The sequence below is a fragment of the Virgibacillus sp. JSM 102003 genome, from assembly GCF_041949995.1.
Lineage (GTDB): Bacteria > Bacillota > Bacilli > Bacillales > Amphibacillaceae > Lentibacillus.
Genome location: NZ_JBHFQH010000003.1, coordinates 153,152 through 167,464, shown reverse-complemented (window position 1 = coordinate 167,464; position 14,313 = coordinate 153,152). Strand labels below are relative to the sequence as shown.

Below are 14,313 nucleotides of genomic sequence, written 5' to 3'. Positions count from 1 at the left end.
GTTGATGAAGAAATTCCGATGAGAGAACGGCGTGGATTAGAATTACCTAAATGGTTCCAATAAATGGTAGCAATCGTCGTGTAGTGATTATTAACATTGTTTTTATCGGTGGTTATAAAAGATGATTTAGGTCCTAATGAACTCGTTCACTGACCATTAACATTATTAATTAGAAAATAGAAATACTAGAATTTACCACCCTTGCCATCTTTATTACCAACGTTCGCCAAGATGTTTACCACGCATTGTTAAAATACAGTGCATATCTGGAGTTAACCATCTTCAAAAAATGTTTTGGATTTTATGATCAATGTTTCCAATTGGAGGTGTATATGATTAGTCATGAGGCAATGTGTGTAGGGAAAAAGGGGGAATATTTCCGAGTTTCTTCAGCTGATTCATTATCCAGAGAAACCGTATCCAGCTTTAGTAAAATATCCATACAACCTTGAATCGGACCGGAAACACAATTGTTATATGCGGTGATCTGTTTGGGTGTACATGTACAATAGAAGTGTCTTGAGCCTATATAACCACAAGGACAAGGATTCATTGCACCTAACAAGAGAAACTGTGCTGGATAGGTTACGGTAGAGCTGCACGACTGATGGTAACTTTCCCCGTTTCCATCGGTTGACGGAGCATGTCCAATGTCCGTTTCGGAAATTCAGCCATTTCATCGAGAAACAATACACCCTTATGGGCGAGTGAAACTTCTCCTGGTTTCGGATTCGCTCCTCCACCAATTGATGAAACGGATGATGCAGAATGATGAGGATCTCTAAATGGCGGAAGGTGAAAGTCCGCATTGGTTATACCAGCCAGTTGATAAATGCTCATCACATCAAATGACTTTCTTGACTGGCAAAATAGATGAAAATGTCTCAGCAAGTAAGCTTTTCCCACATCTGGGTGGTCCGATTATGAGCACATTGTGTCCACCAGCTGCTGCAAGTTCCAATACTCTTTTTGCCTGTCTGTATCCTAGTACATGTGGAAATCTTTTTCACAAGAGGGAATAAAATCTACTATCATTGTTGAAGAGGTGGGTGACGCTATCGTAAAAGTAGTTAATTGACCAGAAAATGACTAGATAGCTTCATGAAGTATTTCTACAAAGCGAAGTTCTATCTCGTGGATATGGTCAAGCGGAAAATCGTTAATTGGTGGTAAATATAAAATCTTCATGTCTTCTTTCTTGGCAGCAACAATGGCTGGTAACATCCCATCCACTGGTCTTATCGATCCATCTAATGATAAAACAACTAAAAACGCAGCATCATCCGGAATCGGGGCTTTAATATCTCCTGCTTCTTTCATTACCCCTATCGACATGGCCAAGTCAACTATTTGGCTGTTTTTCTTCAATTCAGCTGTTGATAAATTAATCACAACTTTCTTATCTGGAATCTGACAATCATTCGCATACAAGGCAGCCATCATCCGATCCTTTGACTCTTTGACAGAAGTATCCGGAAGACCAACAATATTACCTAGGCACTAGCTGAACTTCCACTTTCACACGTTATCCTTTTATACCTTTTAACCCAATACTTGGTACAATCGTTGCCATTTTCTCTCACATCTTTCCTCAAATATAGGATATGTAAAAGATACTCTAGTTCAGATACAAAGCCAGGAACATTAGTTCGCATTAAAATTGTTGAAAAATGGTTTTTCTACCAATTAAAACTGGGATATTTTAATGATCAAGCATAATAAGTTTGTGGAATTCAATCAATTATTCCTGCTTTTATATGTTCAAAACGGCACACTAAACTAGTTTATGTGAGGCTTGTGAGAGCCGGGATCATTTGTTTCTGGATGGTATTGAGGGGCTAACTGCAGAATTACTTATACTTTGTTGAACCTAAAAGGACAGTTCCTTAAGATGCAAAAGAACTGTCCCCATGCTTCTATAAAAGTTTTACTTTAAAAACCCAAAAATCTCTTCTGCTATATCAGTATTTTCTATTAATCCTGAAAATGCTTCATTTTTTGGCCCGTATGCATAAACCGGCACATCCACACCTGTGTGCCCACTAGTAGTAAACCCGACACCTGCCCGGTCATTAAACACTTCAGATATGGTGCTGTATAACGTATCAAAGTCATCTTTACTAGCGGCATCTTTAATAGCTTTGAGCTCTTTTTGAGTGAAATCAAACGTTACATATTTGCTCAATACTTCTTCTACGGAGTTACCTTCTATTATTTTCTGTGCCATAAACTCTGGTGTGCGCTTCGCTGCTTTAATCGCTTCCGGATTGAAGTTATAAACACCATCACGGCCAATAGAGAATCCGCCTGTAGAGTGATCAGCTGTTAGAACGACTTGTGTATGTTCATTTTCTTTAGCAAATTCAATTACAGTTTCAAATGCCTTCGCAAAATCTTCCATTTCACTCATAGCACCAACGGAATCGTTAGCATGTCCTGCCCAGTCAATTTGGCTGCCTTCGACCATTAAGAAAAACCCGTCTTTTTCCTGACTTAATTTTTCTAATGCCTCACTAGTCATTTCATCTAGAGATGGAGTTGATTCTTTCCGGTCAATAGCTTTTGGAAAACCAACTGGAGCAAATAAACCGAGTAAATGATCATTCTCGTTTTCTAGCATTTCCTCAGTTGTGGTCACATAATTATAACCATCTGCTTTAAATTCGTTTATTAGGTTTCTGTCTTCGCGATCAAAGTATTTCGTTCCACCACCAAGTAAAACATCCACTTTGTGTTCACCGTTGATCATATCGTCGAAATAGTCGTCAGCTATATCATTGTAATTATGACGTGATTCATCATGCGTTCCAAATGCTGCAGGAGTTGCATGGTTAATTTGTGAAGTGGCAACAAGCCCGGTAGCCTTGCCGCTTTCTTTTGCAGCCTCGAGTATTGTTTTTACTGATTCTTTGTCGTTGTCTACTGAGATTGCACCATTATATGTTTTAACGCCTGCAGCCATGGAAGTTGCCGCGGCTGCTGAGTCTGTAACATTTTCTTCTGAGTCTTCAGGATATGTTTTCGCCATACCAACCAAATACTTATCAAAAATTGTTTCCTCCATTTGTGGTGTTGATGGATTATCCTTCATGTAACGGTATGCTGTAGTATAAGCAGGACCCATTCCATCACCAATTAGGACAATTACGTTTTTAACCTTTCCATTATTATGCTTTTGGTTACTGCTTTTAGCATTTGTATCAGTGCTGTTAATTCCAATAACACTACCAATGATTAACAAGCTAATTGTTGCGATGACCCAAATCTTTTTTCTCATGTACATCCTCCTAGTAATTGGTAATTGTTTCACTTAATATGATAGTTGATAGAAAAATAGATTTAAATGGTAGAATAGTAACTGGTTTTGTAAAGTTTGTAACCTTGATGTAAACGCAAACATATTTTGATTGATTTGTAGTAGGGACGTATGATAAAAATTAATACTGGGTTCATAAAGTGTGATAATTTGTAGAAAAAACAGTAAAATTGTCTGACAGTCATATTCACTAGTAAATTATTTAGGTTAGGAAGAACCTATTCCACATTTGTTTTTAAAGTTGGGGCTTGCTTAAATAATCTTTAATCAGATTTCTATGTTGTTTGTCGAATGTATTCCAAATGACGCTGCTCTTTAGGGGGCTTCTAGTGGCTGCTGTGAAAACTAAACTCACACCCAAATAACTCTTCTGACCCCCATACCCATGCTTTGTTAGGAAAACCGTCCCCATGTTTCTAAAAAGGAAAATAGAACGATGTTTTTACCATTATAAAAAGGGCAAAGATACTGTTCCTAAAATCTCTTTGGCGTTTTCAAACTTTTATTCATATGTTTGGGTATTTGAAAACAATCATCGTATCAATATCAACAGTTTAGAAGCTTCCAACCCCAATAAGGAACGGCAGCCTTCAACATATATTTTTCGACAAACTACAGGCACCAAAAACTAACAATAGTCCGAAACTAACGTTGCTACCAGGCTCCATTATACTGAATGGTTTCGGCTGCAGTATCACCTCCCTTTTCCATACATACTTTAATTGTTCCTCCTTGATAAATACCATTGAGAAAACCAGCAATAAAAGAATCCCCCGCCCCCATTGTATCTATAACATCAATATCCTTTGCTTTTGATTTATAATATTTTTTACCATCATATGCCAAACTCCCATTTCCACCCAAAGTACTAACAGCTATTTTACTACCTCTATCAACTACAGACTTTAGGTAACTCCGTATATACGGATTATCTTTCACATATGAAAAAAAAGCATAATCCAAATGTGGTGCAAGTCTATCTACAAGTTCTTCTTTATCTTCATCCGAAAAATCAAAAGATGTTATCAAACCTCTTTGCTTGAAGATTTTAAAATATTTTTCGCAATGACCGGAAATGCCTGAATGAACAATGTCGTGCTCAGCTATAAACTTTATATCCTCGTCCGTCAAGTTAAAGTTTTTCATTACTCCCTCATTAAACCCAACAAATTCCCTATCATTATTGTTTAATTCTACATAGGTAACTGCCGTATTACCTTCACTAACGTGCAAGTGTGATACATCAACACCTTTTTCTTTTATATCATGATATATTTTATCGCCAAAAGCATCAGTGCCAATAATACCAATATAGGACGCCTGTGTCCCAATTCTAGCCGAATAAACAGCTACATTAACAGCATTACCACCAGAATAAATTTTTTTGATTCCTTTATAGTAATCTATGCAATTATCACCAACTGCTGCTATTCTCATAGAAACACCCTCACTCTAATATATTATACTTATTAAACACCGTTTAATGTTTTATTCAGAAAGTATACTGAATTTCGTAATGAATTTTCTGGGTTAAGGTAACTTGTATTATCCATAATCTCAAGGGTGCAGGTACCTGTATAATTGTTTTCTTTTAGTTCATTAATATACTTTTTTATCGGTAAGACACCTTCGCCTATACTTAAGTGGGCATCTGAATAATGATCACCATCCATTAAATGAAAATGTACTAAATCATTTCCGAACAAATCGAAATAATCATCTACGGTTTCATTCTCCAAATCCATGGCGACAACATCAATCATAGCTTTTAAATTGGGTGAATTAACTTCATCAAGCATTTTCCTTATATGATGACGATTCATAACTAAGTTTGTTTCTAGATAAGTAAGTGGCTCCAAAACAAGTGTTATTCCTTCTTTTACTGCCAAATGAGATAATTCATTTATCGATTCACAGGCATATTTCCAGGATTCATCATGAGAAATGGAATAATCACCGATGCCTGATGTAACAAGCATTTTTTTTGCATCTAATTCACATGCCGCAAGAATATTTTCTTTAAAGTAAGCAACACTTTGCTTGCGCCAATCCTCATTCGACGCTGCCAAATTATACGGGTAGACACATTGCTCAGGAGTATAACAAGCTAAGGACAATCCCCGACTATTAATCTCATTACGAATATACCTCAGTTTATGAAGCAGATTTCGATAAACGAACAAATGTGGTTCTCCAGCCCACAACTCAATTTGATCAAAGTTTAAACGCTGTACAGAATCAAGAAAATATTCAAGAGGATAATATTTATACGTGATATTCATTGCAGCAAGCTTCAAATAGACCCCTCCAATAAAATATATCTATGTTCAACCTTTTACACCACCGTTAGATAATGCTTTTATGAAATGCCTTTGAAAAATAATAAAAACAACAATCATTGGTACAGTTGCTACAAAAAGCCCTGATAACAAAACACCATAGTTCGTTCCAAGCTGACTTTGTAAGCTCATTATACCAACTGGTATTGTATAAAGATCTGAACTTTCAATAAAAGCTAGTGCAAACATGAATTCATTCCAGAAAAACATTCCGGTTAGCAACGCGGAAGTAAGTACAATTGGTTTACTCATAGGTAAAATAATCCGCCAGAAAACTGACCATGAACTACATCCATCAATATAGGCGGCATCTTCAACTTCTCGTGGTAACGACAGAAAATAGGCGCGCATTAAAAAAACTGCAAATGGAATTTGAAAGGCTACATAGGGAAATATCAATGCCCAATAGCTATCTAATAAATTGAAAAATTGGAGCATTTTAAATAAAGCAATTAAACTCACTTGTGGTGCCAGCATTAAACCACTAATTATGAGAATGAACCAAAAGTTTTTCCCTCTGAAATCAAATCGGCTCAAACCATACGATGCTAACGCACTAATCAGAACCACTATCACAACAGAAATAACCGTTACCAAAACACTATTAAAAAAATATTGTGCTACACCATAATTCCATGCATCCACATAGTTCTGCCAAAGCCATTCAGTTGGGAGTTTCCACGGCCTCATAAAAAAGTCACTATTAGACTTGAAACCACTAATAATCATCCACGCGAACGGTAAAATTATACAAATTGCCAAGATCGTTAAAATAGTTAAAATAATTAAGTTTGTTATTTTTGTCAATACACTTTTATGCATATATTCACCCCACTTTAACTATATATGCTGTTACTTCTTTGGTCACTTTCCTGTTTTGGAAAGTCTTAACTGGATAAATGATAGCGTAATAGTAATAATGAAAAGGACTGTGGCAATTGCTGATGCATAACCCATTTCATCGTTTCTAAAACCACTATTAAATAGCATTGTTCCAAGCACCTCTGTTGCATGGCCCGGACCACCACCAGTCATAATATATACTTCATCAAATACTTTAAATGCCCCTACCATCGTAAAAGTTATCGCCACTAATATCATCTCTTTTACTTGAGGTACAGTAATATGAAAAAATGTTCGGAAACGATTTGCCCCATCTATCATTGATGCCTCATACAATTCCCTGGGTATTTTTTGCATCGCCACTAAAAAAAGCATTGTTATGTATCCCGTGTATTGCCACTGTGATACAAAAATAACCGCAAATATTGCAGTGTCTGAATTACCTAAAAACGAAAAGGAGAAGTTAGTGAACCCAATTGCTCGTACGAACTCATTGATGATACCGATATTCGGCTGATAAATCATCTTCCACAACAAACCAACAACTGCAAGGGATAGAATTGAGGGAATAAAAAATACTGTTCTAAAAAAGGGTTGGAATTTACGAATAAATTTCTCTTCTAAAACTGCTGCTAGGACTAAACCACCACCAACTTGACAAATTAATGAAATAATAGCATACAACACATTATTTTTAAGTGAAGTATAGAATACAGGGTCAGTAAAGAGTCGTTGATAATAATCTAACCCGACAAACACTTTTTCAATCGAGAAAGCATTCCATTCATACAGACTGTTATAAAAGTTCAATATGATTGGAACGAACACGAAAATCGATAAAAAAGCCAATGCAGGTAGAATATAGAGAAAAGCACGTTTATTTTCGTATATATTCATGATAAACCTCCCTCCGCGGAGTAAACACATAAACATGTTTACTCCACAGAAATGTATAGCCTTTACTTCTCTCTTACTTCCTTAGCCACTGTTCGTACCTCTTCCATAACTTCTTCAGGCGTTTTTTCACCATTTAATAATGGTTGTAAATTTGTCAAATATACATCAGCAACCCTAGAAGCAACGGCTGTATCCAGCCATTGTGACAAGCCTTCAGCCTCTTCAATAATTTCCTGGGCTCTTGATGACTGTGGTAGTGCATTTTCTTCGTTAACTGCACCTTTTACACCGCTTGTCCAATTTACCATATCAACCATCATTTCCTGTGTTTCTTTACTTGTTAAAAACTTTAAAAAATCTACAGCTTCATCTGGATGTTCCGACTGATCAGAAACTAGGAACCCATCTGGTGCGCCTGTAACATAATTTGCTTCTCCTTCTCCTGACTTAATCTCAGGTAATGTAAAAATGCCCCATTCATCTTCCAAACTATTGTTAATCTGAATAAATTCTTCTGTTTCAACATATACCATGGCACTGTTTCCTTGAATAAAGTTTTCTTTTGCCATACTATGGGAAGTTGCATTAATATTATCATTAAAGTAACCGTTTTCATTTAATTCAATTAAATACTCTAATGCTTTAACATACCCTTCATGTTCAAATTGGCTGGTTTCCGGATTATAATCTTTTTCTAATACCTCTTGTGGAACCATTTCTTGATTGAGTCCTGTTAAATAATGAATACTTGCCCAAGGGTGTTCATTCCCAAGTCCTATTGGTGTTATTCCGTTTTCTTTCAATTCCTCATTTACCTTGGTAAATTCATTCCATGTCGTTGGAACATCTAATCCGTACTCATTAAAAATTTCTTTATTATACACAAAAAACTTTCCAATTAAACGAATAGGGACACCATAAATCTTATCACCCGACTTAAATGGCTGAAGACTGGCAGAAATAAAGTTTTCACTCCATTTTTCGTCTTCACTAAAGTAACCTGATAAGTCCATAGCGACACCGGCATCAATGAACTTTTGAACAAATTGACCTGACCAAGTAAATACTATATCTGGTGCGTCCCCGCCTCCAATTGTTGTACGCAACTTATCTTTCATTGCGTTATCACCAATAGCATTCATGTCTATCTTAATATTGGGATTTTCCTTTTCATATTGTTTAACAACTTTTTCAAAAAACGGTGCATACTCTGGTTCAGGCCATTTGTGGAGAAAACTTAACTCAATTTGATTATTATTGCCTTCGTTATTGCTCCCCGAAGCATCATTGGAACATCCTGAAATAAGCAACAAAATGCTAACCATTAATAATGCAAAATACCATATTTTTCTGACCATATCATTCTTCCTCCCTTTGTAAATGAAGATTTTGAATCTACGTTAAATTTAATTCTATTAATTCAATCATTTACGGAAATGTATATACCTATTGGTATATACCACTTCAAGCATAACAGTATAAGATTATTCTTTGGCCACTATTCAGAAGGGTTTAAATACAAGCGTGAATAATATCTGATAATATCACTTCTAGTAACAGATCTCGTAAACTCAACAGGTTCTTCTTCTCCACTAAATGCTGTTGAGTCAATAAATATACATACACTGTCACCGGGGATTGTTAAAAGTCTACATTCTTCTTCACTTGCTTGTAATATTTGAATATACTGATCTGCCTTAACTGGTTTAATATTATAAGACTGCTCCAGTGTGCCATACAATGATACATCATCCGCAATATACTCTTCGATTCCCGCACATAAGTAATAAGGGATGAAAGACATCTCAATGGCAATCGGAATGCCATCTCCTAAACGCAATCTTTTCAAAACAATAACGTCAGTGTCTTCATCTATCTTTAAGTTTTCCCTAATGTGCTCATCAGGATTTTCTTTGTATATCTCGAGCAATTTAGTGCTTGGTTGCATACCTTTTTTAATTAATTCTTTACTATAGCTATTAAAAGTTATAAAATCCATCTCTATTTTTCTTGTTATAAATGTACCAACTCCTTTCCTTTTTTCAACCAACCCTTCCCTTTCAAGAACCAATAACGCTTTACGAGCAGTCATCCTGCTAACGTTACATTTATCCGCGATTCTTCTCTCGGACATTATTTTGTCCCCATGCTTTAATTTTCCACTTCTAATATCCTTCATGATCATTTCTTTGAGCTGATTATATAGCGTTGTTTTTTTCAAAATATCTTGCTGCACTGATTTCACTTCCTCATCGCCTTGCATTATGTGGTATATACCATATCATTTGTTGTATATTTTATAATTTTGCAAATTATTTGTCAATGAATTTTTATTTATTTTTAAAAAGTATTGCTATTTTGAATATTGTTTGATACTATATTTTCAATTCTAATATTCGCTATTCGCTTTTTTTTAATCAGAAGTGGTATATACCATTATCATTTTTTATCCAAAGTCCCTTCATAAGACTTTATAATCAACTTATTTTTAGCACTGAAAGGAGATAGTACATGTTTAACTTTGATGAAAACATTTACTTAAAAAATGGAGAATTGACTTATCAAACACGTGATACTATTGAACAAATTGCACATGAAGTGCACGAAGAAGGTTACGAAAATATATTCTTTATTTCTGTAGGTGGATCTATTGCTATCATGTGGCCAATTCAAGAAATGTTGAATCAAATTACAGATGTCCCTGTATATGCAGAACAAGCAGCTGAAATTGTACTAAAAGGACATCAGAAGCTTTCAGAAAAGTCTATTGTAATTACAGCATCCAAATCTGGAACAACGAAAGAAACAGTTAAGGCTGCAGAATGGTGTAAAAATAAAGGATACCGTACTGTTTCACTAATTGGAAAAGAAGGATCCCCACTGGAAAAAGCAAGCACATGGACTATACCAAATTTAGCTGAAAATGGTGTTGAATTTGAATATATGCAGCTGCTATTATTTGTGTTTAAGCTGTTAGAACTAAAAAATGACTTTCCGCAGTATGAGAGATTCGCTACTCAAATTGAACATTTACCAAAAAACCTGTTAAATGCTAAAAAGAAATTTGAAACAAGAGCAAACGAAATCGCTAAAAAATATTACCAGGAGCCTTATAATATCTGGGTTGGCAGCGGTGAAATGTGGGGAGAAGTATATCTATTCTCTATGTGTATACTTGAAGAAATGCAATGGATACGAACAAAATCAGTCCCATCCCCAGAATTTTTCCACGGTACGTTAGAACTTGTGGAGGAGGATGTTCCTGTATTTCTTGTAAAAGGTGAAGGAAAATGTCGTTTTCTTGATGACCGTGTAGAAAAATTTTGTAAGCGATTCACCAAAAAATTAGAGGTTATTGATACAAAAGATTTTGAACTGAAGAATATCGATGATGAGTTTCGTTGGATTTTAGCACCTACCATCTCGACATCGTTGCTTGTTGATCGTCTAGCAAAACATTATGAATATTATACTGGTCATAAAATGGAAGATACACGCTACTACCGAAAAATCGATTATTAGTTAAATACATTAAAACATTAGAAGTTTTATGTACTGAATAACCTATTGTACTACACTATGATGAGGGTGCCCTTTTCAGGAAAGCAATGATTCTAAATAAAGTTATTGAACTTCTTAAAAGGGACAGCAAGCTATTATAATGATTCGATTTCGTATAGGAGTATATTGTTCAACTTTCAGGAGTAAATCCAAGTTGGTTATACGTTATACTTATAGGAATTTACTGATTTAAATCACACCCTTACTACTTTCGACCCAACGAAAATTATATTTACTACCAAATTCCCCAGCAGATAAAACAATACTGCCGGGGAATTTGCTTTTACACAATCAATATTCCTTACATTTATTCCCTTAAAATTTCCAGGAAGAACAGGCACCAGAATAGAAACCAAACGAGCCAAATCAAAGAGAGAACGTAATACTTACTAACTATTTAGATAAGCGCCATTGTACTGGCTGCTAAATACATTCCTTTATATCCAATTTCCGTTCCAAATGAAGCTGTTGATTGAAGAAGAACGAGATATAAATTCTCTCTAAAAATATTATATAACAACTTACCAAATTTTTCATAAATTAAATATTCTAAAAAAACAGGAAGCATGATGGCAATATTTAATAGGAGGAGTTTTATGTGGCGCTGCGGCACTCTGAAGCAGCAATTAAAAACTGATTCTTCAAACCCATTATTTATAAAAAGCATCAAAAAATTAAAGGGACAGTTCCCAAGGAAGCAAAAGAACCGTCTCCATGCTTCTCCTTTTCTATGATGAAGGTTAGCGTTAAAATAAAAATAGATGGGACAAGTGGCCTGACCTCGTGTCCCAGAAATCAATAGTTGTGGGGGGAATGGTTGTTGGATGAGAAGGATCGGGTTAGAAAGTTACTGTATGATCATTACAAGATTCAAGGTAGTTTAATTGGTGTTGCGGCTGGTTCTGGAATGACAGGTAAATATGTGGAACGTGGAGGAGCAGATTTTATTCTTGCATTGAGCTCTGGGCGCTTTAGGCAAATGGGGGTTAGTTCATTAGCTGGCTTTCTTGCTTATGAAAACAGTAATAAACTAGTGATGGATTTTGCCAGCAAGGAGCTCATTCCAATTATTAAGGATATTCCGATTTGCTTTGGTATAATTCCGAGTGATCCAACAATAGAATTAGATCAATATATTGATGAGATTAAGGAAAAAGGATTTGCTGGTATAAACAATTTTCCTAGTATAGGATTTATCGATGGACATTTTCGACAGGCATTGGAAGATGACGGCGCTACTTATGATAGAGAAGTAGATGCAATCCGAATTGCTAATCAAAAAGGGTTATTCACGGTTTCTTTTGTATTTGATGAGGATCAGGCTATCCAAATGATTGACGCAGGTGCTGACGTTATTTGTGTCCACTTAGGGTTCACTGCAGGTGGCTTCTTGGGTGCAAGAAAAATATTATCCTTGCAAGCAGCAAAAAAGAAGGCAGTCAGGATTTTCAACAAGTGTAATGAACGCAACCCAAACATTATGAAAATGATTTATGGTGGCCCGGTTACAAGTCCAACCGATGTAAAATTTATGTACGATGATACAGACATTATGGGTTATATTGGAGGTTCGGTTTTTGAACGGACTCCAACCGAGCACACATTAACGCAAATTACTAAATCCTTTAAGCAAACCAATGATTTTAATTATGATGGATTGATTGAAACAATTATGGAGGGTATTGGAGGTCAGGAAAATTACATCAACTTCATTAAGAAGTATATAAATTTACATTACATGGAAGAGATATCCATTAATGAACTCGCCAAGATTTTAAATTTATCCCGTACCTATCTAAGCACACTGTTTAAACAGGAGTTAGGCATCTCTTTCACACAATACCTTATTGATTTTCGTATAAATCGTGCCATTGAGATCCTGGAGACAAAAGATGTACCGTTAAACATTGTGGCAAAAATGGTTGGTTATCCGAACTATACAAACTTCAGTAAAATTTTCAAGAAATATAAAAAGGTATCACCAAGGGAATATAAAGAAACATACGTAAAGCAAAGTTTGTAATACATAAAGACATTAACTTCTCTTCTGGAAAGCGTTATCATTTAATTATGATGGATGAAGCGTTTTCTGATGATTTTTCAAAAACGAGGAGTGATGAAATGATGAAGACGATTGCTTTAGTTGGAACGTTCGATTCAAAGGGAAAAGAGTATTTATATGTAAAGGAACTGATTAATTCGTTAGGACTAGCAACTGTTACGGTTCACGCAGGTGTGTTTGAACCAGAATTCGTACCCGATGTGACTAATGCGGAGGTAGCCGCTGCAGCAGGCGAAGATATTAGCGAAATTGCAGCACAGCAGGATCGTTCGAGGGCGACCGCAGTCTTGTCTAGAGGGATGGAAGTATTATTACCTAAGTTATATAACGAAGGAAAGTTTGATGGAGTCTTATCCTTTGGTGGATCAGGAGGCACATCGATTGCGGCACCTGCAATGCGTGCACTTCCAATTGGTGTTCCAAAAATTATGGTATCAACCGTTGCATCTGGCAACACCGAACCTTATGTTGGAACAAGTGATCTTATTATGATGCCATCGGTTGTCGATGTAGCCGGTTTAAATACCATTTCTACTAAAATATTTACCAATGCTGTATTCTCGATCGTTGGAATGGTAAATTATGAAAATAACGCTGAAGTGGAGAAAAAACCACTAATCGCAGCGACTATGTTCGGTTTAACAACGACTTGCGTGAATTATGCAAGAGAATATTTAGAAGCGAAAGGATACGAGTTGTTAGTATTCCATGCAACAGGTGTGGGTGGTCGAACAATGGAACAACTGATTTCCGATGGATATGTCGACGGCGTACTTGACCTGACAACTACAGAATGGGCAGATGAATTAATGGGCGGCATATTGAATGGTGGTCCGAATCGTTTAGAAGCGGCAACAGATAACGATGTTCCTCAGGTGGTTTCGTTAGGTGCATTAGACATGGTAAACTTCGGGCCATTTGAATCGGTTCCAAGACATTATGAAGGTCGTAATTTCTATAAGCATAACCCTATGATCACCCTAATGCGGACAACAGTCGAAGAAAATAAGAAATTAGGCGAAATCATTGCAGAAAAATTGAACAGGGCAAATGGGAATACTATTTTGATGCTGCCATTAAACGGTCTGTCAGGACTTGATATAGACGGTCAGCATTTCTACGGCCCTGAAGAAGACAAGATGTTATTTGATACGTTAAAGGCAAATATTGATTCAAGTAAAGTTGAAATCATTGAAATAGATACGGATATAAATAATCAAGAATTTGCTGAAACAGCTGCAGAACAATTAGTTCAACTCTTAAATAAATCACAAGTTAAATAATATGGCCTTGTA

At 35.9% G+C, this 14,313-nt stretch carries 12 protein-coding genes and 1 pseudogene; 3 read left to right on the top strand and 10 right to left on the bottom strand.

The window, feature by feature from the left end; all coding sequences use genetic code 11:
• Nucleotides 1-340 precede the first annotated feature (340 nt).
• The 9 genes and pseudogenes from ACE1TG_RS04885 to ACE1TG_RS04845 form a co-directional block, all read right to left on the bottom strand.
• Nucleotides 341-961: pseudogene (locus tag ACE1TG_RS04885) on the bottom strand (ATP-binding protein).
• Nucleotides 962-1,089: 128 nt separating this feature from the next.
• Complete coding sequence (locus tag ACE1TG_RS04880; RefSeq protein WP_375051239.1) at nucleotides 1,090-1,443, bottom strand: magnesium chelatase domain-containing protein; 354 nt, start codon at nucleotides 1,441-1,443, stop codon at nucleotides 1,090-1,092.
• Between the two features lie 484 nt (nucleotides 1,444-1,927).
• The gene (locus ACE1TG_RS04875; RefSeq protein WP_375051238.1) at nucleotides 1,928-3,277 is read right to left on the bottom strand and encodes an alkaline phosphatase; all 1,350 of its coding nucleotides are present in this window, start codon (nucleotides 3,275-3,277) and stop codon (nucleotides 1,928-1,930) included.
• Nucleotides 3,278-3,970: 693 nt separating this feature from the next.
• Nucleotides 3,971-4,753 carry a fructoselysine 6-kinase gene (gene frlD, locus ACE1TG_RS04870; RefSeq protein ID WP_375051237.1) on the bottom strand — a complete coding sequence of 261 codons (783 nt, stop codon included), beginning with the start codon at nucleotides 4,751-4,753 and terminating at the stop codon, nucleotides 3,971-3,973.
• A 32-nt stretch (nucleotides 4,754-4,785) separates the two neighbouring features.
• Nucleotides 4,786-5,613 carry a TIM barrel protein gene (locus tag ACE1TG_RS04865; RefSeq protein ID WP_375051236.1) on the bottom strand — a complete coding sequence of 276 codons (828 nt, stop codon included), beginning with the start codon at nucleotides 5,611-5,613 and terminating at the stop codon, nucleotides 4,786-4,788.
• Nucleotides 5,614-5,643: 30 nt separating this feature from the next.
• A complete protein-coding gene (locus tag ACE1TG_RS04860) occupies nucleotides 5,644-6,477 on the bottom strand; it encodes a carbohydrate ABC transporter permease (protein ID WP_375051235.1) in 834 nt (277 codons plus the stop codon).
• 42 nt (nucleotides 6,478-6,519) lie between these two features.
• Nucleotides 6,520-7,395: a carbohydrate ABC transporter permease gene (locus ACE1TG_RS04855; protein WP_375051234.1), complete on the bottom strand. Its 876-nt coding sequence runs from the start codon at nucleotides 7,393-7,395 to the stop codon at nucleotides 6,520-6,522.
• Nucleotides 7,396-7,457: 62 nt separating this feature from the next.
• Nucleotides 7,458-8,753, bottom strand: a complete 1,296-nt coding sequence (locus ACE1TG_RS04850) for an ABC transporter substrate-binding protein (RefSeq protein ID WP_375051233.1) — start codon at nucleotides 8,751-8,753, stop codon at nucleotides 7,458-7,460.
• Between the two features lie 140 nt (nucleotides 8,754-8,893).
• Nucleotides 8,894-9,631 carry a GntR family transcriptional regulator gene (locus tag ACE1TG_RS04845; RefSeq protein WP_375051232.1) on the bottom strand — a complete coding sequence of 246 codons (738 nt, stop codon included), beginning with the start codon at nucleotides 9,629-9,631 and terminating at the stop codon, nucleotides 8,894-8,896.
• Nucleotides 9,632-9,906: 275 nt separating this feature from the next.
• Here ACE1TG_RS04845 and ACE1TG_RS04840 point away from each other — a divergent pair, with 275 nt between their 5' ends.
• On the top strand, nucleotides 9,907-10,917 hold the full coding sequence (locus ACE1TG_RS04840) for an SIS domain-containing protein (protein ID WP_375051231.1): 1,011 nt from the start codon (nucleotides 9,907-9,909) through the stop codon (nucleotides 10,915-10,917).
• A 436-nt stretch (nucleotides 10,918-11,353) separates the two neighbouring features.
• Here ACE1TG_RS04840 and ACE1TG_RS04835 read toward each other — a convergent pair whose 3' ends face one another.
• The gene (locus ACE1TG_RS04835; RefSeq protein ID WP_375051230.1) at nucleotides 11,354-11,476 is read right to left on the bottom strand and encodes a hypothetical protein; all 123 of its coding nucleotides are present in this window, start codon (nucleotides 11,474-11,476) and stop codon (nucleotides 11,354-11,356) included.
• A gap of 300 nt (nucleotides 11,477-11,776) precedes the next feature.
• On the opposite strand from ACE1TG_RS04835, the gene ACE1TG_RS04830 reads away from it, so the two are divergent.
• Together ACE1TG_RS04830 and ACE1TG_RS04825 are read left to right on the top strand one after the other, a co-directional pair.
• Nucleotides 11,777-12,979 (top strand): phosphoenolpyruvate hydrolase family protein, encoded by a 1,203-nt coding sequence (locus tag ACE1TG_RS04830; RefSeq protein ID WP_375051229.1) that lies wholly within the window; start codon nucleotides 11,777-11,779, stop codon nucleotides 12,977-12,979.
• A gap of 101 nt (nucleotides 12,980-13,080) precedes the next feature.
• Nucleotides 13,081-14,301 carry a Tm-1-like ATP-binding domain-containing protein gene (locus ACE1TG_RS04825; protein ID WP_375051346.1) on the top strand — a complete coding sequence of 407 codons (1,221 nt, stop codon included), beginning with the start codon at nucleotides 13,081-13,083 and terminating at the stop codon, nucleotides 14,299-14,301.
• Nucleotides 14,302-14,313: the final 12 nt, after the last annotated feature.